The following is a 22959-nucleotide window of genomic DNA, read 5'->3' on the forward strand; positions in this document are numbered from 1 at the left end:
CCTTTCTTGAGCAAAATCAGTGCTTTTTGGGTAATTAAGCGCAATAGCAACCATTAGAAAATTTAAACCATCATTTTTGCGCGATTAGCGTTTGTGGCAACCCTTAGAATTTCATCATTGCTCAGTATACCCGCAATTAATCAGCAGTCTCATTAATATCCTTATACTTTTATATGCCTACTTCCCTCATTTTCACCGAAACCTTCTCCATCCTGCCATCCATATCCGCGCCGTCAAACCTCGGCAGCTTCAAATCACTCACGATTATTCCGTCCCGCATAAACATAATACGCTCCGCGCGTGCAGCAACCTTGGCGTCATGAGTGACAAGCATAACCGCAGTACCGTCCGAATTGATTTCCGATAATATATCCATAATTTCTTGCGCAGATTTTGAGTTAAGCGCACCTGTAGGCTCGTCGCCGAAAATAATTGCCGGGCTGTTCATAAGCGCCCTGCATATTCCCGCACGCTGCAGCTGGCCTCCCGATACCTGTGTAATGTCACGCTTTTCAAGCTCTGCAATCCCTGTCCTTTTCATAAGCGCTCTTGCTTTTTCCGTTATCTTTGCAACGTTTTTTCGATTGTCACGCATCGAGGGCAAGATGATATTGTCCAGGATATTCAGATTTTTTAGCATGGTCGGCTGTTGAAAAACATATCCGATTTTAGTTCTGCGTATATCTGCAAGCTCATTCTCTCCGACCGTGGATAACTCTCTGCCGTCAAAAACGACCTTTCCGCCATTAATGCTGTCCGTCCCGCTTAGTGCAAACATCAGCGTCGATTTCCCTGACCCGGAAGGTCCCATAACCGCAACGAACTCACCTTCATTTATTTCTACGCTCACACCGTCGAGGATATTGCGTTTGTCACTGCCCTCCCCGAAAGACTTTACGATCCGATCACCAATAATAATCTTCTTCATAGGCCTACTCCTTCATATGTTCGGAAATTTTGATTTGTCCCGCGCCCGATGTGCCGATTATTGTTGCGATAAGCACCGTGCCTATCATCATCAGCGGACTAAGCACATACGCCGAAAGCGGATTAACCGCAAACTGAAACGTCGAAGCGCCAAAGGAGGAAATAACTGCGCCCGCCAGCATTTCTCCAGCCGTGTTTGCCAGAAGCGTGCCAAGTACAATACCGATAATCAGAACGAATGCCGAGCGTGAAATATACTGTGCATTAATATCCGCATTTGTAAAACCGAATGCCTTCAAAACTGCTATCGAATATCTGTCCTTCGCGACAAGCATTTTCATGAACAATAAACTAACTAATACCGATATAATCAGCGCAATGGCAATAGCCGCGTAAGAAGCCTTTTTGACAGAGTCTATTGTCGAGCCGAACGTCTGCGATATAAATTGCGCAATATCAGAAACCTTTGCAAAAGCAAATCGTTCCGCATACTCCGCAGTTTTTTCAATAACAAGAGCTTTATTCGCAAGCTCCGCACAAATAACGAACCACAGCATATCAGCCGAATTGTCGTTAAAAACAGCCTTCGCAGTTTTGCCGCCATTCGTTATGTCAGAATAAATGCCGCTTATTGTAAGACTCTTCTCCTTCCCGTCAATGAACAGCGTAATGCTATCACCAGTCTTTTTGCCCAGCTCGTCTGCGTTCAAAGTGGACAACGCGATTTCATTTTCTGCAGCAGGTGCTTTGCCATGAGAATAGGCAATAGGGAATACGGAATGATCGCCAAGCTCAATTTTAATATTTTTCTGGGTGCCGCTCCCCGCCTTTACTTTGAACGTTTTTGTAGTAAGCACGGCATACTTTGAAATGTCGCTGTCACTTTTCATACTCTGTATGATTTCGGCGGCTTTTTCAGACATACGATCCGTCTGCTGAAGATCAATGCGCATATCATAGCTTCCAATCCCCATATATTCGATAAAGCTTTTTGAGGAAATCGTGTTATGCAGGTTTTGCGGAACAATCATAATAAATGATGAAAGTATGAATACCAGAAGCATAGTAGCATAAAGCTTTTTTCTTGCCAGAACATCTTTAATTCCCAGAAAAACATTCGTATTAAGCAGCCTGTTCCCACTTAAACGCAAATACTTTGCTCCCGCCGTTTTTTCCGGTGAAACGCCAAAGCGTATAGCTTCGGCAGCGGATATTTTACGAAACCGTTTCAGCACTCCACTTACGTAGACAATAATGGCAACAAATATAAGTACAACGCCGAGCATTGCGAACAGCGGCGCGAAAGAAGCATTTTCGCTTTCTCCCATATAAAGCCGGATATTTTCGAGAAGCATCCCTTTGAAAAGAAATGAAAGGACAAAGCCTGCTATACTGCCTGCCGCCGCGATCACTGCATATTTTGCAATGTAAATCTTCTTTATGTCGGAAACCCGCAGCCCTATTGCCTTCATTACGCCAATTTCACGATAGTCATCTTCAATTTTAGCAAGCAGTGTAAAACGTATGCACATAAAAGCGATAGCAACGACGAGCACGCTGACCAGCAAAATGATCCCAATCATCATCCCGTCAGAAATAGCATTAAGCATTTTAAACAATGGAAAGGTTATCGTTGGTCCGTTCGCTTCAAGTCCTGCAGAGGCATAGGCTGCTTCGAAAGCCCCCAATGCTGATAAATCGTTTAATCTGAATTCGATCAAATACTCTGTGCTTCCCAGGCTTTTCATTTCCGCGTAATCATTTGCACTAACTAGAAATCGCTTAGAAGAGGAAAGCATAGAATTCATTTGCGAATCGCGCAGAAATCCCGCTATCGTCAATTCCTTGCCGCTTATGACGGCCTTGTCGCCGAGCTTGGCCTTGTTCATATAATTAACTGGTACATAAAGCTCGCCGTCGGAAACGCTAATGACGTTTCCATCAAGATCAAGCAGATAGTCGAACTTTTCGCTTTGGACACTAAATCCATTGTCTTGCACATTATTCGCCAGCGAGCTTTCGCCTAACTTAATCCGCGCGCCGTCAATATTGAGATATTCCAGCACTTGAAATTCGTCGACAGTACTGTTCTTTTGAGCAAATTCCGTCAGCCTTGCCGTATCTATTTCCCCTGTATGCATCTGCAAAAAATGCGGCGTTTCCGCCCGCTTCATAAGCGTATCTATTGCGCCTGATAGATTTACAATAAGTATCGCCGCAAGCGATACAAGCATAGCTGCAGCAGCAACAAATATTATAGTAGTCAACGTGATCAGCTTGCTTTTTGATATATCATTGCGGATTATTCTGTTATACATAAGTCACCCCTGTTCAAGCCTCTTCATCCTCTACACCAAACATCTTCAAGGTTTCCATCAGACTGCCGCTTTCTGCGCCAAGCAGTCTTTCTACATTACTTATAAAAGCAACCATTCGTGAGAAGCGCTCCTCGTTCGTCATCGCAATCATGTCATCATCAAAAACAGTAGTCGCATAGATCACAACCATTTCCATACACTCATACGGAAACGGCGTATGGAACATTCCTTGCTCAATGCCTTCACGGATTATCCCCGCCAATATCGGCGGAACGCCATTAATAATGACCTTTTGTATTTTTTGATGCATCAGCGCGTTTTGCGGCTTATGAATGTGCTCCATAATTTCCTCGCTGCTTCCGCCGCTTATGTTCAGTGCCATAACAACACGAATAATCCGGTCGACTATGGGGAGGCTCTTATCAGAAGCTACTTCCTGCGCTGCGCTTAATAGACGGACATTATACCGCTCAATGAGCGCATCCATAATATCCTCCTTCGATTTGAAGTGATAATATAACGTTCCCCGCGCAATGCCGACCTTCTCGAGAATATCGTTTGTACTTGTGCCGTCAAAGCCTTTCTGTGCAAAAAGCTCATCCGCCGCATCAAGGATCTCGTTCCTGCGTTCTTCTGCTTCTTTTACAACTCTCATGTTCACACCTCCATTGGACCGACTGTCTGTCGGTTAATAGTAACACAATTTCAGGGAAGGTATCAAGTTAATCTAATGTAAAACAAAATGAATCCGCCCGCAAAATAAGCGAACAGATTCATCGTTATGAAAAGCCTATATTTGTTCTGACATGCTATTATTCATTCTTGAACCGGCGATCCATTATTGTAGTTGGGTTGACTTTTTGAGCAATGATGAACTTCTAAGGGTTGCCACAATCGCTATTCGAGCGAAAATGATGGTTTAAATTTTCTAACGGTTGCTATTGCGGTTAATTACCCAAAAAGCACTGATTTTGCTCGAGAAAGGGTACAATAGCGCTCGTGACAACCGTTACATTCTCAAATGAGCTAAAATAATCGAAATAGCCTCTATAGCAACCGTTAGGCACGGACAAGTATAGAATGAAACTTTAGTACGATTAAACTAACTTGAATGTCAATTCTTCCTTAATGACATCGACAATAGAATCTACAAAGCTGGAAAGCTCTTGCTCATTCGGACCCTCAGCCATGACTCGAACAAGCGATTCCGTGCCTGAAGGGCGAACCAGCACTCTTCCGCTCCCGCCCATCTTTTGCTCTACGGACCTGATGGCTGCTTCGATTTTTTGATTCCCTGCCAGCTTCGATTTGTCCTCTACTTGAACATTCACCAGAAGCTGCGGGTACTTGGTCATGCACTCAGCAAGCCCGCTTAGAGGCGCGGATTCGGACTTCATCACATCCATCAGATGGATCGCGCACAGCATACCGTCTCCCGTCGTATTATAGTCCAGCATTACGATATGGCCTGACTGTTCCCCGCCCAGGTTATAGCCGCCTTGTACCATTTCCTCCAATACATAGCGATCTCCGACTTTGGTTTGTTTAGCTTCCACTCCATATTGCTCCAGCGCCTTATAGAAGCCGAGGTTGCTCATCACAGTAGAGACCACTGTATTGTTATTCAACCGATGATGCTTCTTCATGAATCCGGCGAGGATGAAGAGGATGTGGTCCCCATCAATGATCGTTCCCTTCTCATCGACGGCAATGAGCCGATCCGCATCCCCGTCAAAGGAAAGGCCTAAATGGGCCTGATGCTCCAAAACAGCCTGCTGCATCGCTTCAGGGTGCGTAGAGCCGCAGTCACTGTTAATATTCAACCCATCCGGTTGATGAGCCAGGACAACCGTGTCGGCACCCAAATCGCGGAAGAGCTGGGGCGCGAGCATCGAAGCCGCCCCATTGGCACAATCCACTACTACTTTAAGCCCTTCGAACCGATTCTTCACCGTGGACTTTAAATAAGAAATATAAGCTTGTCCGCCTTCGAGGTGATCCTGTACCCTGCCCACATCGCCGCCAATCGGGCGAGGTATCCGGTCTTCATCCGCATCGAGGAGCGCTTCAATCTCCGCTTCCATTTCATCCGACAGCTTAAATCCGTCTCCACCAAAAAATTTAATCCCGTTATCCTCCACAGGGTTATGAGAAGCGGAAATCATCACCCCTGCATCTGCTCCTATTTCTTTCGTCAAGTACGCTACGCCTGGCGTAGAGATGATCCCTAAACGTACAACATCTGCACCGATCGACAACAAGCCTGCAACAAGAGCTGCTTCCAGCATTTCTCCCGAAATGCGGGTATCCCGCCCTATTGCAATTTTAGGCCGCTTCCCTTGCTTGTTCCAAGTCAGCACATATCCGCCTGCCCGGCCTAATCGGAATACCAGCTCAGGGCTTAACTCCCCGTTTGCTACGCCTCGTACTCCATCTGTACCAAAATATTTCCCCATACGTATCGTCCCTTCCCTTACGATTTCGCGGCTTCCTTCCAGCTTTTGTATTCATGGATGGAAAAGCCTTGATAACCGTTAAACCACCGCATGACAATATGGCTCAGCTGCATTTGCCGATGCATGCTGGAGGCGCCTTTTTCAAAAAAAGAAATATGCTTCCCTTCATCCGAAGGGGCCATTTCCAGACCTATAATAACAGGCTTCCCTGCTCGAGTTCCCTCTTTAATCATCGGCAGAGCATTGGCGATAATGCCGTTCTCTCCGATCGCGAAATTCCGGTAATTCATGAGCACTACACGGTCGAGCTGCTCGATCATCCAAGAACCCACGCTGCCGCTATGGCCGGCAGGAATCTTATGAATCCAGAATGGGAGATCGGCTGATACCCGCAAGGCTGAGCCTTGCTTCACCTTTTTGACCAAAAACGCCATATTCCCCATCCATTGGCGTACGACATCTTCACGATCCTGTTCCCATTCCTTCAATAGATAAGGTTCAATATCCACGTGGATGCCGTCAAATGCGGCTCGTTCATCCGCAGCAAGCTGATAGTCTTCTATCCAATCGATAAAGGATTCAATTTCCTGTTGATAACCGGTTAATCCCCAGGCCGGATCTCCTCCTAACGCTTCGACTTCAATCCCTAATCCGTGAGCTGCTTCGATAAAGGCCCGATACGGTTCAAAGTCTTTTGCTTTGCGGTCGACATGCAGGAAGATCACATTCACTCCCTGGTCTTCGGCAAAGGCGAGCATTTCGTTTTTGTCCTTCATCAAAGCTGTTGTATCCCATACCCAGGTTGCTTTTACAGGCGGCTTTTCTGATCCCCATTGCAGCATAAGCACCGCCCCGATCACCATGCAGGATAGCAAGGTAATTATGATGATTTTAAGAGATAACATCTTTCTTGGCGTTACGAGCTTAAGCCCCAACAGAAACCTTCACATCTTTTTGATTGATTCCGGTTCCCAGCTTATGAATGTTATCCGACTTGATATCTGCAAAAGCATTGCGCGTATCAATGATCGGAACTCCGATCTCGGCTAACTCATGATAGCTGAAGCTTCGGTGATTGGTGATCAACACCAGGCAATCGTATTGGGAAAATGCATCTGGGTCGTATTTTACCGTCTCAACGATGTGACCTTGCTCGTCTTTGAACGTAGTCGCATACGGATCGTAATACTCGACTTTCGCACCGCTTTTTTTGAACAATTCATAGATTTCCAAGCCGGGAGATTCACGCAGATCATCGATATCCGGCTTATAGGACATGCCTAATAACAGCACTCTCGAATTGCGGATCGATTTCGCATATACATTTAACACTTGAGCCGTTTTGTTCAGCACATATTCCGGCATATTATCGTTAATAGATTGGGCCAATTCGATAAACTTGCTGTAGAAACGGAATTCCTTTGCTTTCCAGGACAAATACATTGGATCCAGCGGAATGCAGTGACCGCCGATTCCCGGCCCCGGATAAAAGGACATAAAGCCGAACGGCTTCGTAGAAGCAGCTCGAATGACTTCCCACACGTCAATAGACATTCGATCACACATCATGGCCAATTCGTTGACGAAAGCGATATTGACGCTGCGAAACGTATTTTCGAGCAGCTTTGACATCTCCGCTACTTTCGGAGAAGAAACCGGAACGACGGTTTTGACCACATTGTTGTAAAGCATGATCCCTAGTTCTTTGCATTTCTCGGTCGTTCCGCCAATGACCTTGGGCGTATTGTACGTATTGTAGTTGGGATTGCCCGGGTCCACGCGTTCCGGCGAGAAGCACAGGAAAAAATCCCGGCCTACCGTCAAGCCCAGAGCCTCGAGCTCATATTCAATTAATTCTTCTGTCGTTCCGGGATACGTCGTACTTTCAAGGACGATCAACGTTCCTTTTTTAATATATTTCTTGATCTCATTCACAACGCTCACGATAAAGGATGTGTCCGGATCTTGGTGTTCGCTGAGCGGAGTGGGCACGCAAATGCTGATCGTATCCAATTCCCGAATAGCTTCGAACCGGTTCGTTGGCACAAATTTCCCGCTGCCCACGGCATCGGCCACGATAGAACTTGGCACATCTTGAATATAGGACTCTCCATCAAGAAGGGACTCTACCTTACGGTTATCCAAATCAATGCCATAGACGGTAAAACCGCCTTTCACCATTTCCATCGTTAATGGCAAGCCTACATATCCCAGGCCAATGACGCCTACCTTCGCCGTTTTATTTTGCAGTTTTTCTTTTAAATGGTTATATATCATATCGTATCCGCTCCTCGAATTCTCAATTTTAATTGTTTTTAGTCAATCTCTTAATCTTCCATTCCAATTCAGAGATCGAAAGCGGTTTTGTCACATAGTCGGCAGCCCCTGACTCATAAGCACGACTCATATTTTCCGTGAGCTGCTTGTCTGTCAAAACGATCACCTTGCCTTCATGCGAGTTAGTGTCTTGAATCTTGCGGATGAGCTGGTATCCATCGATGACAGGCAAATTCAATTCGGTAATGACAAGGCCCGGCAATACTCGAGCGAATACATTGTAAGCCTCTTGTCCATCCTTGGCCTCATATACGCGGTACCCCTTTAACTCCAGCCGGGTCTTGAGAAATTTGCGAACGATATCGTCAGTGTCGACAATAAGAACGGATGTCGCAGCATTGGATTCCGTAAAGAAGTGAATGTCTCCTTCCTTCCCTTTGCTCTGGATCGCCTGTTGAATGAATTTCTCGATCGCAGACACGATCGGGTTTCCGCTCTCCGGGAAGCTGGATACAATCAATTGCCCTTGCAGCACTTGCTGATGTTGGAGAAAATCTTTCAATACTAGAGCCGCATAATGGGTACTGCCCAAGGTTCCATTGTCCAAAACCGCACACAGCATCTGATTCGGATCGTCATAGAAAAATTGGACCGAAAGAGAGGCATCATTTTTGCTCATCAATAATTTCGCCTGTTCGAGCGTTTTTGGGTTTATATTCGCGCAAGGAGCCAAAATAACTCCGCACGAAGCGTTCTTCTTCGTCGCCAAATGAATGAATTGTAAAAGCTGTAACGTGATTTCCTGAATGCTGCTGCGAATAACAACGGCCACATTCTCCACTCCTTTTATCTATATATATTTGATATTATTTATTGAAATCGGTTCTAACCATCGTTCCCCACGAATTATTATTGCGGAAGAAGTCGATGTGCCCCAAAAATCTCCACAGAACGCCAACTTGTTGATAACCGAGAAACATAAGGAAAGAGTAGAGCATCATTTTATTGAGATCACTCAGCTTAGGATAACGGCTAAACGCTTTTTCCTCGATAAATAAAGCGCCAAGGCTAAGGATGAAGCAGGAGAAAAAGTTCACCATCATAAACACAACGACTGTTTTCCAATCCGCCATATTGAGCAGCCAATAACCGAGCATAGCGATTAACCCGGTCAGACGGAAATATGGATTCAAGGTTTCAAACAGGATGTTATAAGGAATCGTTAACAGCCCGAACACTTTATAACGGGGACGGAAGATCATATGGATGCCTTCTTCGATCATGTTTTTCAAGTTACCGCGCCCCCAGCGCATGCGCTGGCTGCTTAGAATCCGGTACGTATCCGGTGCTTGAGTCCAACAAACGGCATCCGGGCAAAAAGCAACTTGATAAGGTATTTTGTTCTTCAGGCAATAACGATGCAGCTTAATAACGATGTTCATGTCTTCCCCAGGGTATCCGCCACGGTATCCCCCTATGGCAATTACTTTATCCTTCTGAAAAACGCCAAAGGCGCCGGATACAATGATCAATCCGTTAATGGAGCTCCAGCCGATCCGGCCGCCCAAGAAAGCTTTGATATACTCCACGTTCTGGAGAGCAGGCCACATTTTTTGGGGGAATCTGATGTTTTTGACCATCCCGTCTTCTACCGTACAGCTGTTAACGATTCGAATATTTCCGCCGACCGCTACCGTATCTTCGGGGTTTTCCATATACACTCTGGCGATTCTTGTCAGAGCATCCTTTTCTAAAAGGGAATCCGCATCAATCGTAGAAATCAAGCCATAGCGGGAAAGGTTAATCCCTGCATTCAAGGAATCGGCTTTCCCTCCGTTTTCCTTATCGATGAAATACAAGTTCGGATATTCAGGATTGTGATAGTACCCTCTGACCTTTTCGGTTTTAATATGTTTTGCAACAAAAGGCTTAACTTCTTTTAGTTGAAACTCTTCGATCATAATTTTGGCTGTATCATCTTTTGAGCCGTCATTCACGACGATGACCTCATATTCCGGATAATTCAAAGCCAATAAATTTCGTACATTTTCTTTAATCATTAATTCTTCGTTATACGCCGGAACTAATATGGACACTGGCGGCACGTGTTCAGAACCGGATAGCTTCCGTACGCGATTATATTTGATCCCTCTTTGAAGAGGGAAAGTATGACGAATCGACAGACCGAAGATCAGGAAATAAATGAACGTAATAATCAAGGTATAATACATGGCAAAATAGCCGTATCCTAATAAAAAGTCGCGCAAGAAGTCCATTGCTTGTTGTAAATAATATTCCAGCATCCTCATGCTTTGTTTCCTCCTGTCCCTGTAAGCTATACAACACGATAGATTCGTTTGTTCTTGCCAAGCATTTTTTCGTAATAGTAGGTGAGCGAATTATATCGTGTCAGTTTGTCAAGGTCATGAAGCTGTAGCGAAAGAAAGTTGAGTTCTTCCACAATAAGCATCTGGAGGTATTCCCCTTGCTCCGATCCTTTTACATCTGCAGTGACTTCGCATAATGTGGCTATGCCTTCTTCTCCAAGAAGCAATAACCCTTTCGCAGTGGCGGCGGATACTCGCTTGCTTTTATCCAATAATGCGTTTTTCATGACATCGATATACGTAACCAGCTTCTGATCAGCGATCGCTTGAATCGTAAGAACACGCACTTCATCCATCGGATGCTGAAGCAGCTTTTGAACGACGTTTCTAGGTATAAAGTGAACAGATTTCAGATAGATTTCCACCGCTTTATATTGAATCGTTCTGTCCGGGGAATCGAGGAGACGATAGACAGCCGATGCTACAGTCGGCTCTGTGTAGTCTCTCAATCCGGATAAACCGATTTGTATACATGCATGGCTTTCCCGTTGAATGAACTCAGCAAACAGAGCTCCATGGTCGATATCCGCTTCTTTTACTATGTCTACAAGCAAATCGTAAAATCCTTTGTTATGGCGCAGAAGAAGCTGTACCATTTCCTTGACATCCTGTTCATTGCGAGCGCATTTCGCAATCGAACGGGCGATGACAAAAAGGGAAGAATTCAATTTATGCGTTTTGAGAAGCTGGAGCAAGGCCGGAACGGCTTCCTGAACTCTCATACAGCCTAAGTGATACGCCGCATCGATTTTCACAGCATAAGAGCCTTTTTTCAAACGATCCAGATGGTACTGTACCAATCCCAAATGTTTGCAGAGCTCTATACATTTTTCACGAGGCGTTCCGGTAAAGTTTTCAATCATATCATTCAAGCGTTCTTGCATCACTTCTTGTTCTACTTTATTCAATGAAAACGGCGGTGCCTGCAGCGGTTCTTTTCCTTCGATATTGACCAGAATATAGGTAAAGTAATCTTTCATTTTGACCTCAAACCTGCGTTCTAGTCTGGCTCTTCTCAACCTTTTGATTTTCAAGGCATAAACTACGGCGGCGAATACAATATTCAAAATAATGAGAGCATACAAAATTTTGAGCACTACTTCGATGTTCATATACACAAATAAAATCCTTCCTTCATTCATTTATGCTCGGATACCGGCTGATTCACTTCACGCATCGCTTTTTGCATAATCGAATAGCTTTGTTTTGGGCGTTCCACATAGTTGACGTCGATATCTTCCCACCTTTTCCAGCTGTAAAGCGGAAGTTTCGATACCGGATAAGGGCTGTTGCCTTCGAGTCCAATGACTTCCTTCGAAGCCTTGCGGACGATCCACGGAACAATACGTACGCCCTCGACTTTCACGGATTCAAATTGCTTCGTTCCCGTATCTTTATAACTAATGGCGCTGAGCGAGCTTGGATCACTGAAGCCCAGCAGCATCCATGGAATGCGAATTTCCAATACATCACCTTTTGCCTGCCACATCGCCTTTGAATTATAGTTCGGATCCTGCGGATCGCTAGTTCCTCTCAGCAAGTCTCCTACTTCAATATCGCCGAAGGGATGATCAACACGGGAATCCGGATATTCGAGTAAATAATTTACGACCAATTTCCATGGGTTAAAGATTCCGCTATCGTCCTGCAATTCTTTTGGATCATAAGCTAATATTTTCGATAGCTTGCCATATAATCGGGTATGAAAGTCATAATCGGAGGCAATCATCATCTGCCCTATATCCTTGTTTCCGAGCTCAATTAAGGTTTCTAGGCCTTCATCCAGCGTCTTTCCCTGGAGCTGCGGTGCATGACGATTACCGCCCTTTAAAGTATCAAATCCAAAATAGATGGAATTTTTGGAAAAATCGAAAGGTTCAGATAACTTGGCCAAGAGGTACAAATAGCCTTCATCATGCGTGGCCCATATTTCATTAAAACCTTCCATTTGCATATCCAGCTTAGTCTTATCCCCATCGTCGAGCTTGTCCCAGTCTGAAGCATCCCCGTTAATGTGAATCACATCATCTTTACTTGGATACATGCCGAGTACCCCAAAATGGGATTCGTTCGTGAGCGTGTTATACCAATAAGCCCGCCGGTCAGGAATGTCATAGTTCAACGTGTTCCAGGTTTTCTTGAACCACTCGTCCTGCCATGTAAACAAGATAGCGCCGGAGTATCCCTCCTGATGGATTTGCTGGAACATATCCGCATCCAATTCCCCTTGTGTCTTGTCGTCATGCCCTCCCTGATCGCGCCCCAGCATGCCTGTATGGGCAATACCTTGTGAGGCGGGAACGCCAAACTCCGTAATCATGATCGGCATATTGTTATGATATTTCTTCAGCTCGTGAAGATAGGTTTTATAGCTATCGACTTCACCTTTATCATTTTTCATCGTTTGAAACGATTTGTCGAAGGTAAAGAAATCAGGGTAATAGGGATAAACGTGATAGGAGGCAAAATAACCGGCATCCCAATCTACGGCTTCGATATGCATCGGATCAACACTGACCATATCTTCAGCAACCAATGGCTCACCTGGATGTTCAAGCGGGTCGGTAGTCACCCAATTCGAGAATGCTATCGGATGCTGCCATCCGTGCTTGGCTTCTGTTGCGGCCGCTATGTCAACCATTTCGGCCAGCCATTTTTCAAAGGGATTAGCCACAGGCTTGCTTTGGAAATGTTCCCCTTTATAATCTGCTGCACCCGGATTGTTCTTATTCGTTTTATCCACCATAACAGGATCCCATTCTGTGCCGATGATCCATCCCATGAGATAAGGCCCTGCATTAAATACGTAATTACCGCTGGCTTTTCCGGAATGCGGCTCAGCTTCAAGCTCGATATTTCCGTATACCGCTTCTACAGCCTCTTGAACCTCTTTTTCAAACTTCTGTTTTACTTTCGGATCAAATGCGTTTTGACCTGCAATCAGTTGTTCTTCCGGGCTCCATACCCCTTGAATAAAAAAGAGCGGATTATCCTGATGCTTCGCATTATATCGGACCAAAGCTTCGTAAAACTCCGGTTTTAAAATGGTGTATACGCGAATGACATTCGCACCCATTTCTTGAATCATTTCAAACCATCTCGTATAGTCCTCTTTCGAAATCTCAAGCTCGCCGGGGAAATGTCCGGGAACAGCAGCACCCATATTAACCCCTTTGGCAAAATAAGGCTTCCAGGATTGATTTTGAAATTGCTCCATTTGCGTTCCGTTCGTTTTAAATTTCACCTTATAGCCTTTACTGATTTCGGTGCTTTCTACCTTTGCCACAGGCGGCATCAACCAATAAGCGACAGCTCCGCCCGCGATTACAAGAACAAGTCCTAATTTGACAAAACCGCTTTTGAATAGCTTTTTCATTGCACTCTTCCTCATGTTTGTACTCTAGTTGTGTATGTTTAGCATGGATATATACGATCGTCTTGAGGCCGCTTGCTGTGCCCCCAATACTTTAGCATAAGGCGATAAGCCCGTTCAATAAAACCTGAGCCTTAACGACATTAATAAATTTTAAGAACTTTAATAATTGTGAGTTGTGCGAAAAAAAGAACAGCCTGCAAATGCAGGCTGCTCTTAACATTTTTCTTATTAAGTTTTTATTCCGCACTTTTTAATAATTCGGTCATATTTATCCCGATTATCGATATGACACAACTTTCTGGTTTATCCATTATTTGTTGTATATTGCCTCGGGCTAATGCCTTGGCACCCTTCACTTCGAAACAGATTGTGCCACTGCAATAAACCTTTTTACCCCTTCACTTAATTGTTTTTCATTTGCGAAAGAATAGCTTAAACGTATCCAGGATGATAGTTGTTTTAACGGATCACAAACTTGACCTGGGACAAAGGATATAGATTGTTCGATACTTTTGGTTAACAATAACTCAGTAGGAAGGTTATCGGGGAGCTGCACCCATAAATTAAGACCGCCGTTGGGACTGGTCCATTTCCAATCGGTTACAGATAGCTCTTCCTCCATGATCTCCTTTCGAATCTGCAGGGCGATCCGGATTTTCTCCAAGTGCTGCTGCAATCGCAGTGATGAAAAGTAATGAAGAAAAATTTTTTGATTGAGAAGCGGTGAGCCATTATCCGCTAACGATTTGACTGTTAGCAGGAACTTCATTAATGAGGATTGACAAATAACAGCCCCGATTCTTAAACCAGGTGAGATATATTTGCAAAAGCTTCGGATATAAATGACTGTCCCAGCCGTGTCATAGGTGTAAATTGGCGGCGGCGGGGCCTGATCAAAATAAATGTCGTGATAGGCATCGTCCTCAATTAATAAACATCGGTATTGTTCAGCTAATTCCACCAATTTTTTGCGCTGCTCGGCTGGAACCGTATAACCTGTCGGGTTATGGAAGGTTGGATTGAGATAAAACAGGAGCGGTTTATATTGTTTAAAATATAATTCAACCTGCTGCAAATCGTACCCGTCCGGATGGATATCAACCATCACAATCTGAGCTCCTTGCGCTCTAAAAATATCAATCGCAGCACTATAGCTTGGACGTTCAAATAAAACGACATCTCCTGGCTTAATAAAAGCTTGAGCGATTAAGTGAATCGCTTGCTGTGAGCCAGAAGTGATTAACAGATCATCTGCACCTAGATGAGTTTTATACTGGTTGATAAAATATTGAGCGAGTGTTTCGCGCAGCTCTAAATCACCTTGCACAGTTGAGTAGGTCGCAAGCACCTTTGGATAAAGGTCAAACACCTTCTTCACATAATCCGAAAAATAATGATTAGGCAAAAGATTAGGATCAATCAACGCCTGAGAAAAATGATAGGAGGCAGGAGATTGGTGGATTTCAGATAAATGATTTTTTTGTACGTATGCAGAAACAATCGGATTATCCAAATATAGATATTCAACATTTTTCGTCGCATGTGATTGGACAAAATAGCCCGATTTATCTTTTACATAAACCTTGTCATGCTGTTTCAGCAATTGATAAGCCTTAAATACCGTTAATCGATGAACATTCATTTCAGATGCTAATTGCCGGATGGAGGGAAGCTTTTCATCTTCTTTCCATTCTTTACGCTCTATTCGGCGCAGTACATAATCATAAACTTTTTTAAAAAGATAATCTCCATTTTGCACCGCTTTGCTCATATCGATTCCTCCTCCCGCTATTCAAAACGATTGTACCACGATCCAAGTTAATCTGTTCTATCTTTTTCAATCTGTTCTACCGTCTTTCTTTTATGATAGAAAAAGAGGGGGAGTTTTATATGGTTATCATTAATTATTTGTTCATGTGTCTGATTTTTGGAACGACATTTTTAGCGATTAAAATGGGTGTTGATGCAGGCGTGCCTCCATTTTTATCAGCTGGACTTCGTTTTTTCATTGCTGGTTTGCTGCTATTTAGTGTTATGGTTTGGAGAAAAAAAACGACAATATCGTTATTATTTCGGAAAGAGATGCTTTTTACAGGAGCAGGTTTAACCTTTGGGACTTTTGCTACATTATACTGGGCAGAGCAGTATGTCACATCAGGAATTGCAGCTGTCTTATCTGCTACAGGTCCGATGATGATCATAATTATTCAGACATTCATTTTGAAGCAAACAGGAAATCGGAATTCATTCATTGGTTGTGTCGTCGGAGTCATTGGTGTCACGTTCTTGATCTTACCTAGTTTTTCAATTGAAATTAGTCCCTTCTGGATGATTGCTTGTTTGGCCATTATATTGGGTGAAGTTTTTTATGCATCTGGAACGATTTATACGAAGCATGTCATTCGAAAATTTGAAACGACATCACCGATTGCTTTAAATGCAGCGCAAATGATGCATGGCGGGATTTTATTACTCCTTTTATCATTTTTCACCGAGAACATTCAGCTTGATTACCTTTTAAGCCCAGCTTCAATTGGCTCTCTTCTTTATTTAACCATTGTTGGTTCCATGATCGGCCATAGCATTTATTATTGGCTTGTCTCACGGACAAATCCTGTTTTTCCTTCTACATGGCTGTATATCTCACCATTAATTGCCGTTATACTAGGAGTTGCCTTCTATCATGAATATATTTCTTGGCTAACTGGCATAGGCACTTTGACCATTATTGCAGGAACGGTTTTAGTCAATTTCGAAACATTACGGAAGCTGCTTTTGGGGAAGGGGACTGTTCTTCGGGATGTTACCACGGGGGATAAAGTAAGTAAATAGTAATGATCAGATGCAAAAAGTAAGAATAATTGAAGGAGTATTTAATAATGGAAAATAATAATTTATTAAGGGATGACTTTATAATTATTACTGGCGGACCAGGCGCCGGTAAAACGACACTATTGGATGAATTACTGAAAAATAATTATAAATATGTTCCTGAGGTTGCCAGAAAAATTATTCAAACCCAAATTTCTTCCAATGGGGATGCGCTGCCTTGGGGAAATGTAACCAATTACCGTGATCTAATGCTGGAACAATCCATAGAAGGTTATCTTTCAGCATTGTCGAACCCTTCCAATCAACCTCTTTTTTTCGATCGGGGCATTCCAGATACCCTTGCCTATTCACATTTAATAAACATTCCTGCTTCGGAAAAACTTGAATCTGCCGTCAAAAGATACAGGTACAACAAAAGGGTATTTATTTTACCCCCTTGGAAGGACATATACAAAACGGATGATGAGAGAAAACAGGACTTTGAAGAAGCCGTCGCAACTTATAAAGTCATGTTTAGAACTTACGAGAAGCTTGAATATGAGCTTATTGAACTACCTAAAATTGGGGTGAAGGAGAGAGTGAGGTTTATACTTGAGAATTTACTGTGAGGGCAAGTTAATCTAAAGTTAAACGATGAATCCATCCTCGAAAATGCTTAAATAAACGGACAGATTCATCGTTTTGAAAAGGCTATAATCATCCCTGTATGTCATTTTTCATTCTTCAATCCAACACTCATAACTTTTCTCGCATAATCAAGATGCTCATGGTCCAGCTTCACTTGCACTCGACCTCTTCGGCGTGCTTCACGCCAAATGAGCAGCTCTTCCTCACTCCCCAGCTTCAACTCGGCTATTTCCATTGCACGATCAAATATATACTTTGATGTAAAAGCAATGCTTCTAACCCCATGACCACCAGGTAAAATGATATTTTGCCTTGTTTCCCATTCTTCGATTTCGAACACAACATAAAGCATATCTGGAGGATTGTGCTTTGAGGGGATTTCTGTGATTTCGCCACGCTTCACAATCTTCCAGTTCTTTATTTTTCCGTAATACTTTACACCGACGATTTCATTGGTCTTACCAAAAAACTTCTTCGATTGATAAAGTGCCACATATTCTAATTGCGTTAGTAGCTTATGATGAGTAATATTTTCAAGTGGTGTATGATAAAATTTATTCACCAATGCAATTTCTAGCTGCTCCTCACGACTCATACAACCAACCAGTACATTTTTACCACTATACTTATTATCGTAATATTCCTTAGATCCCTTAGGCCGGACAGCACGTTCATATGCATTCTCTGGACTATCCAGAATGATCTCATCCAAAAACTGTTCCAGCAGTGCTGTTGATCCTGGAAGAAATGGAAAAGCACCGACGTTAACCGCTTTAATACTTTTATAAAAATGATGCTCCTTATACTTTTCCTCATCTGGGTAAGGAAACAATACATATGCCCCAAACATCGTCCGCTCAAATTGCTCTGAGTCCTTCTCTGCATGAACGATAGCATCACGATAACGATGCATGGTGTTAATATCGCCTTCCTCAGGTCCGGGTAGGCCTTTGTATGTATTGTAATAAGCTGTCCCCGGCTCCGCAGGGTTCAAGCGATATTTAGCATCAAAAACATACTTATACTCCGTAGATGTTTCCATTTTCTTAAGAGTAAGGACATTATCAGGCTTTTGAGTAAGCGTAGGCCCCCGAAGCGTCTGGTTGTAATACAGTTTAAAAACTTCCCCATTTTTAGGGTTGCGATAAGTTACTGTAGACGCAGCAGATTTCTTTAATTTAACGAAGATCCCACTATAGTCTAGCTTAATAATATCTTGTTTGATTAACTCATATTTCTTGCTAAGCAACTGATGTATTTTAATAAAGCACCAATATTCATATAAGGTAGCAAGATCCTTTAACGACAACTGGAATAGGTCATCCTGGATGGTAAGACCTTTAAGTAGCAAAAGGTATGACTTATAAACCTCACGATACCCAGGCGCCATCTGCATAAGTAGAGAAACCGACATTTGCTTCATGACACCCACTTGCAAAAAGTCAAACTGTAGCACTCTGCGCACTTCCTGTTGCATAAGAGTCATCGTCTTCGCTAACATCGGGTCCTCTAACCTCTTTTGTGCATTCAACAATTTCCATAAGTCTTTTAGTTTGCGCTCAATATGTAGGAACACCCAGCGTACGAATCGATTTTCTGCCGTATCATAATTAATGCTTCTCCGTGTATCCAACACATGAGTAGGAGAATATCGTTCGCCTTTAACCTGAACGACTCCATTAGCTTGATCTCTGATCAGCAGATGTGGATTTCTACTTAAGTGATTCAACGTCTTGTTGTTAAACTTTCTTGCCTTTTCGGCTGTAACAAGATGTTGATCTTGATGTATTTTTGTATGAGGTGAACCTTCAATACGATGAACAGCCTTTAATAAATTATCAAAAAGAAAGCGCAAAATAGTAAAAAATTCCGTCAAACTTTGTTGACCTGTCTCTTTGAGCCCGGTTAATTGATAGGTTTTGCGCAGGAAGTCAAATGTCAGATTATGAATCTGCTGATTAACATCTTGTAGAATGGTTTGATAGTCCCTCTTATAATCCATTTTAACAGGAAAAACTTCCATCCTAAGTTTTAATAGAGAAGAGCTGTTTGAACGAAATTCTAACTCCGTAAACCCAATTTCATTTTGAAAATTCAAATTACCAGATAAGATATGCTTTCCCTTCGCCATAACAGCTTCGCGCAATTTGTAATTCTCATGATAAAAAGCTACGTCTACACTAGACTTTTTTTCAACTAATAAACCATAGGTTTGCGTCTCGTAGAAAATAGGAAAGCTTGCTTGATTGTTCTGCCAGGGCTCTAATTCTCCCTTTTTAGGATTAAAAACAGAAATAGATAATACCTGTAATTGCTCAGTATTAACAGACAGATGAAGATCTGCCTGTTCCCATTCCCTCTCTTCAGTTCGATGTAACTGGAGCATATCTACTGTGGGATGGTATGGTTTTCCTTCCAAGTAGATGTCAAACAAATTCGTTTCAATATAGAGGAGGATAGTGCTTTTCTTAAGAAACCCAGAATGAAGTAAATCCGTCATGATCGAGCCTCCGTAACATGTAAATGAGCTTCCTGGCCGATTGAGGATATTTAACGTTATTTGCACTCATTTGCTGTGCCCATAGCTGTTCGATATCTCGTTCTCCATCTACATATTCTCTGCTATTTGAAGTAGAACCCCCAAGAGAAAGCAACAAAAGTTCGATAATTACTTTTTTCACTAACGAATTGTTTCCTTGTATACGCGGTAAAATTTTCTGCATAATCTGCATATCCATTGCTTCATCATTCGTCATCAAAGAAAAACGCTCATTATATATCAAATAGAAACAAATCGAATCCCTGACACGGAATCCAACTTGAGCATAAATACTTTCGAGAATGGTATTGATCTTTACCAACAGATTAACCGAGCTTTGGATAATATCCTTGTATTGTTCGTAAGCATCCTTTAGCTGCAGATAGTTACTAGTTAGTAAATTTGCCGAAGGGTACATACCTTCTATTTCTTCATTAGATACAACTACATCTTCTAATCCCTTGAAATTGTCAAGTTCAATATGGTTGAATTCAATTGTATTCGCTCGATCCAGTACCTTTTTGCTAAAAGGATGTGTAGTCTCATCCATGTTTACCGTTCCAATAAAGAATACATTTTGAGGGATACCAATTTTACGTCCAACCTGATCCTCCGTTACAAGCGTATCAGTCTCAATGCGATCCTCTTGCCAACGTTGAGTTTCCAATATGCTAAGTAAGTCACTAAAGTAATGCTCCACTCTTGCAAGATTCATTTCATCCAAACAAACAAAATATGGCTTTTGTTGATTTTCTGGTGCGGACGCTTCTTCCAAAACGTAAGTTAATTTACCTCGACGGAAAATACCACTGAGATCCTTGTAGCCTATTAAGTCTGAAGGGTCGTTCCAATCCGGTCTAACGGGAATAAGTGTAAACTGTCCATTTGCTTCTGTTGCACCTAACGCTTCTGCAAACTTCTGAATGAGCTTCGTTTTTCCTGTCCCAGATATTCCGGCTAAAATAACAAATGGCTTTGATTTTAATGATAAGTAAAAATTCTCAATTAAAAGCTCAGGGTATGTGAAGCCTTGCTGTTGAATGTAATCTTTCACACTCTGTAACTGTGATCTAATCTCTTCATCATTAAGATTTACAAGCTCAATGTCCTGCTCGAACTCATCAGCCTCTGAGAGCAGCGTAAATTCAGGCCACGGAGTATCCTTCGATTTGTTCTGAACGATACTTAGCCCTTGAGATGTAAACGAGAAGAGGTAGCCCTGATTCACCCCACCTTTTTTGTTAATCGGGCCTTTCGTAATATGAAGCTGGAGTAAATCTTGAGTTATAGCTTCAAATGGAATCGGTGGAATTAGTTCATGATACTCAGTTACAACAAGACGACCTGTCTCATCCCACTGTTGACCGGACAAGCTGGATGGCTTCGGTTTCTCTACCGCTGCTACCTTAACCTGACTGACTGCGCGTAGAGCCATATTAGAATAATGGAGGACAATGTCATTAACCTTAACATCCTTCATCGTTTCCCAATGATACTCAGTCTTTCCACCAACGTTCTTTAGTGGGGCCCACAGAACACCCTCTTGTTTCTGAGCATTGTAAGAAGTTCCTTGACATACCCACCAAATAGAAGGCTGGTCTTCGGGGATAGGGTTGTCATTAGTAATGAACTTCAACTCATATACAAAAGGTTTGTCAGTTAAATAAAATTCCAAATATTCAGCGAATTGCTCTGGAACTGTGATTGGGTTCTTTGTACTTGCCGCCTGACTACGCTTATTGAACAGGTAATTATACGTGGAGATAAACTTGGTAATCAAGTAATCCTTAAGCTCTGAATTACTATCGTACCTAATTTGCAACGCTTCTCTATTTTGCTTTCGTTGATCAATTCGACTTAAATTGCACTCAAACTGATCTTCTTCGATAACTAGAAGGACTCTTTGACTTTTCCCTAGAGGCACCTCAATATTCTGATTTGCTACATTAAAATCTTCGTGAAAATCCATAGGTATGTGAGTCCCATATTCAAAAATCGACCAATCTATTTGCTTACGTCCTATGAGATTAGGAATGCTATCATCTTTCCACCAGCTGCGGTTTTTTTTGATCATCGTATACCTACCTACTCAATAATATTATGTAAACTTAAAAGATTAGTAATATAGTTATAGTATAGTACATTAGTTAAATAAGGGCATGTATTGGCATGGAATTTGTGATCTTTAAAACACTTCTTAACGCATAGATAAGAGATAGTATTCGCCACCAGTTTATTTCACCAAATAATACCATTCCATTACCATTTTGGCTGATGGATACCGTTCTTCGAAGAGTTCATTGAGACGCTTCTTCACCTCAGGTATACCGAACCCTGGAGTCACTCGAATTTCGTAGCGTTCATTGTAACGTTTGTAGAGGTCTTTAAGGACATCTCGCCACCCATTAGCGCTCTCTTGGCCGCCTATGTAGAATCCTAGGATCTGGCGTCGGCCTTCTTCATCAATGCCCATAGCAAAGTAAATAACCTCTCCGCTAACTCTACTTCGCTTAAGCTTGATGTACATGCCATCAAGATAGATGACCGCATAACGCTTCTGCAACGGTCTGGCTTGCCACTTCTGGATATCCTCCAGCACCGTAGCTGTAATGTTACTGACGGTAGTGGGCGAATAGTGGCTGGCCGAACATACTCTCAATGAAGCGAGCTACATCTCTCGTACCCATGCCAGATTTGTACATCTGAATTACAGCTTCCTCAAGCCAGCCATCTCGGCGTTGGTACGGCTCAAACACTTGGGTCTGAAATTCGCCATTACGGTCACGAGGTACTTGAAGTTCGTCAATAAAACCATATTTCGTGTGAAGTGTTCGTGGATAGTAACCATTGCAACTGTTGGGCTTCTCCTGATCGCAATTAACCATGATGGCTTCTATCTCAGCCTTCATAAGACTCTCTAGGTTGTCTTGTACAAATTTAATGACAAGATTTTCAAATAGATTTGAAAGCACGTGTATAGTTGTCATGAGTAGTGTAAACTTGGCTTATTCATTTAACATTTAAAGATTAAGAAATCAGCATTAATTATCTCTGAAGTACTTCTCATATATATCTTTGTTTTTGCTGCACTGGCCTTATTTGTTTCCCATACTGCATACCAATTGGGTGTAAATGTCAACATAAACATGTACACTTTCGCTTGTTTAAGGATGTACAAAATCACTTGTCCTCTTGGACAAAATGATCCTTCATTCGGTAA

General features: G+C 42.6%; 16 protein-coding genes and 1 pseudogene. 2 read left to right on the plus strand and 15 right to left on the minus strand.

Features of this window, described 5'->3' with window-relative positions; all coding sequences use genetic code 11:
- Window positions 1–169: 169 nt before the first annotated feature.
- The 11 genes from V1L65_RS27955 to V1L65_RS28005 all read right to left on the minus strand — a co-directional run bounded on the left by V1L65_RS27955 (window position 170) and on the right by V1L65_RS28005 (window position 15512).
- Window positions 170–928, minus strand: coding sequence for an ABC transporter ATP-binding protein (locus tag V1L65_RS27955; protein WP_331702631.1), 759 nt, complete (start codon window positions 926–928; stop codon window positions 170–172).
- A gap of 4 nt (window positions 929–932) precedes the next feature.
- Window positions 933–3245, minus strand: coding sequence for an ABC transporter permease (locus V1L65_RS27960; RefSeq protein ID WP_331702632.1), 2313 nt, complete (start codon window positions 3243–3245; stop codon window positions 933–935).
- A gap of 13 nt (window positions 3246–3258) precedes the next feature.
- Window positions 3259–3900: a TetR/AcrR family transcriptional regulator gene (locus V1L65_RS27965; protein WP_331702633.1), complete on the minus strand. Its 642-nt coding sequence runs from the start codon at window positions 3898–3900 to the stop codon at window positions 3259–3261.
- A 442-nt stretch (window positions 3901–4342) separates the two neighbouring features.
- Window positions 4343–5701, minus strand: coding sequence for a phosphoglucosamine mutase (gene glmM, locus V1L65_RS27970; protein WP_331702634.1), 1359 nt, complete (start codon window positions 5699–5701; stop codon window positions 4343–4345).
- A 17-nt stretch (window positions 5702–5718) separates the two neighbouring features.
- Complete coding sequence (locus V1L65_RS27975) at window positions 5719–6576, minus strand: hypothetical protein (protein ID WP_331702636.1); 858 nt, start codon at window positions 6574–6576, stop codon at window positions 5719–5721.
- 49 nt (window positions 6577–6625) lie between these two features.
- Window positions 6626–7978, minus strand: coding sequence for a nucleotide sugar dehydrogenase (locus V1L65_RS27980; RefSeq protein ID WP_331702637.1), 1353 nt, complete (start codon window positions 7976–7978; stop codon window positions 6626–6628).
- 28 nt (window positions 7979–8006) lie between these two features.
- Window positions 8007–8810, minus strand: coding sequence for a response regulator (locus V1L65_RS27985; protein ID WP_331702638.1), 804 nt, complete (start codon window positions 8808–8810; stop codon window positions 8007–8009).
- 34 nt (window positions 8811–8844) lie between these two features.
- Window positions 8845–10245 (minus strand): glycosyltransferase family 2 protein, encoded by a 1401-nt coding sequence (locus tag V1L65_RS27990; RefSeq protein ID WP_331702650.1) that lies wholly within the window; start codon window positions 10243–10245, stop codon window positions 8845–8847.
- Window positions 10246–10313: 68 nt separating this feature from the next.
- Window positions 10314–11477, minus strand: coding sequence for a hypothetical protein (locus V1L65_RS27995; RefSeq protein ID WP_331702639.1), 1164 nt, complete (start codon window positions 11475–11477; stop codon window positions 10314–10316).
- A 26-nt stretch (window positions 11478–11503) separates the two neighbouring features.
- Window positions 11504–13741, minus strand: a complete 2238-nt coding sequence (locus tag V1L65_RS28000) for a hypothetical protein (protein WP_331702640.1) — start codon at window positions 13739–13741, stop codon at window positions 11504–11506.
- A 352-nt stretch (window positions 13742–14093) separates the two neighbouring features.
- Window positions 14094–15512 (minus strand): aminotransferase-like domain-containing protein, encoded by a 1419-nt coding sequence (locus V1L65_RS28005; RefSeq protein WP_331702642.1) that lies wholly within the window; start codon window positions 15510–15512, stop codon window positions 14094–14096.
- A gap of 119 nt (window positions 15513–15631) precedes the next feature.
- Here V1L65_RS28005 and V1L65_RS28010 point away from each other — a divergent pair, with 119 nt between their 5' ends.
- Both V1L65_RS28010 and V1L65_RS28015 read left to right on the plus strand, forming a co-directional pair.
- A complete protein-coding gene (locus V1L65_RS28010) occupies window positions 15632–16573 on the plus strand; it encodes a DMT family transporter (protein WP_331702643.1) in 942 nt (313 codons plus the stop codon).
- A 47-nt stretch (window positions 16574–16620) separates the two neighbouring features.
- Window positions 16621–17181, plus strand: a complete 561-nt coding sequence (locus V1L65_RS28015) for an AAA family ATPase (RefSeq protein ID WP_331702644.1) — start codon at window positions 16621–16623, stop codon at window positions 17179–17181.
- Between the two features lie 101 nt (window positions 17182–17282).
- On the opposite strand, the gene V1L65_RS28020 is transcribed toward V1L65_RS28015, so the two are convergent.
- The 4 genes and pseudogenes from V1L65_RS28020 to V1L65_RS28040 all read right to left on the minus strand — a co-directional run.
- Complete coding sequence (locus tag V1L65_RS28020) at window positions 17283–19700, minus strand: DUF2357 domain-containing protein (RefSeq protein ID WP_331702645.1); 2418 nt, start codon at window positions 19698–19700, stop codon at window positions 17283–17285.
- Window positions 19669–21813, minus strand: a complete 2145-nt coding sequence (locus V1L65_RS28025; protein ID WP_331702646.1) for an McrB family protein — start codon at window positions 21811–21813, stop codon at window positions 19669–19671. The genes V1L65_RS28020 and V1L65_RS28025 overlap by 32 nt, the downstream gene beginning before the upstream one ends.
- A gap of 293 nt (window positions 21814–22106) precedes the next feature.
- Window positions 22107–22726 (minus strand): annotated as a pseudogene (locus V1L65_RS28805) (IS256 family transposase); the annotation flags it as partial.
- 26 nt (window positions 22727–22752) lie between these two features.
- Window positions 22753–22959: hypothetical protein (locus V1L65_RS28040; protein ID WP_331702649.1), on the minus strand; the 207-nt coding region annotated here is incomplete at its 5' end.

Source organism: Paenibacillus sp. IITD108, from assembly GCF_036541265.1.
Taxonomy (GTDB): domain Bacteria; phylum Bacillota; class Bacilli; order Paenibacillales; family Paenibacillaceae; genus Pristimantibacillus.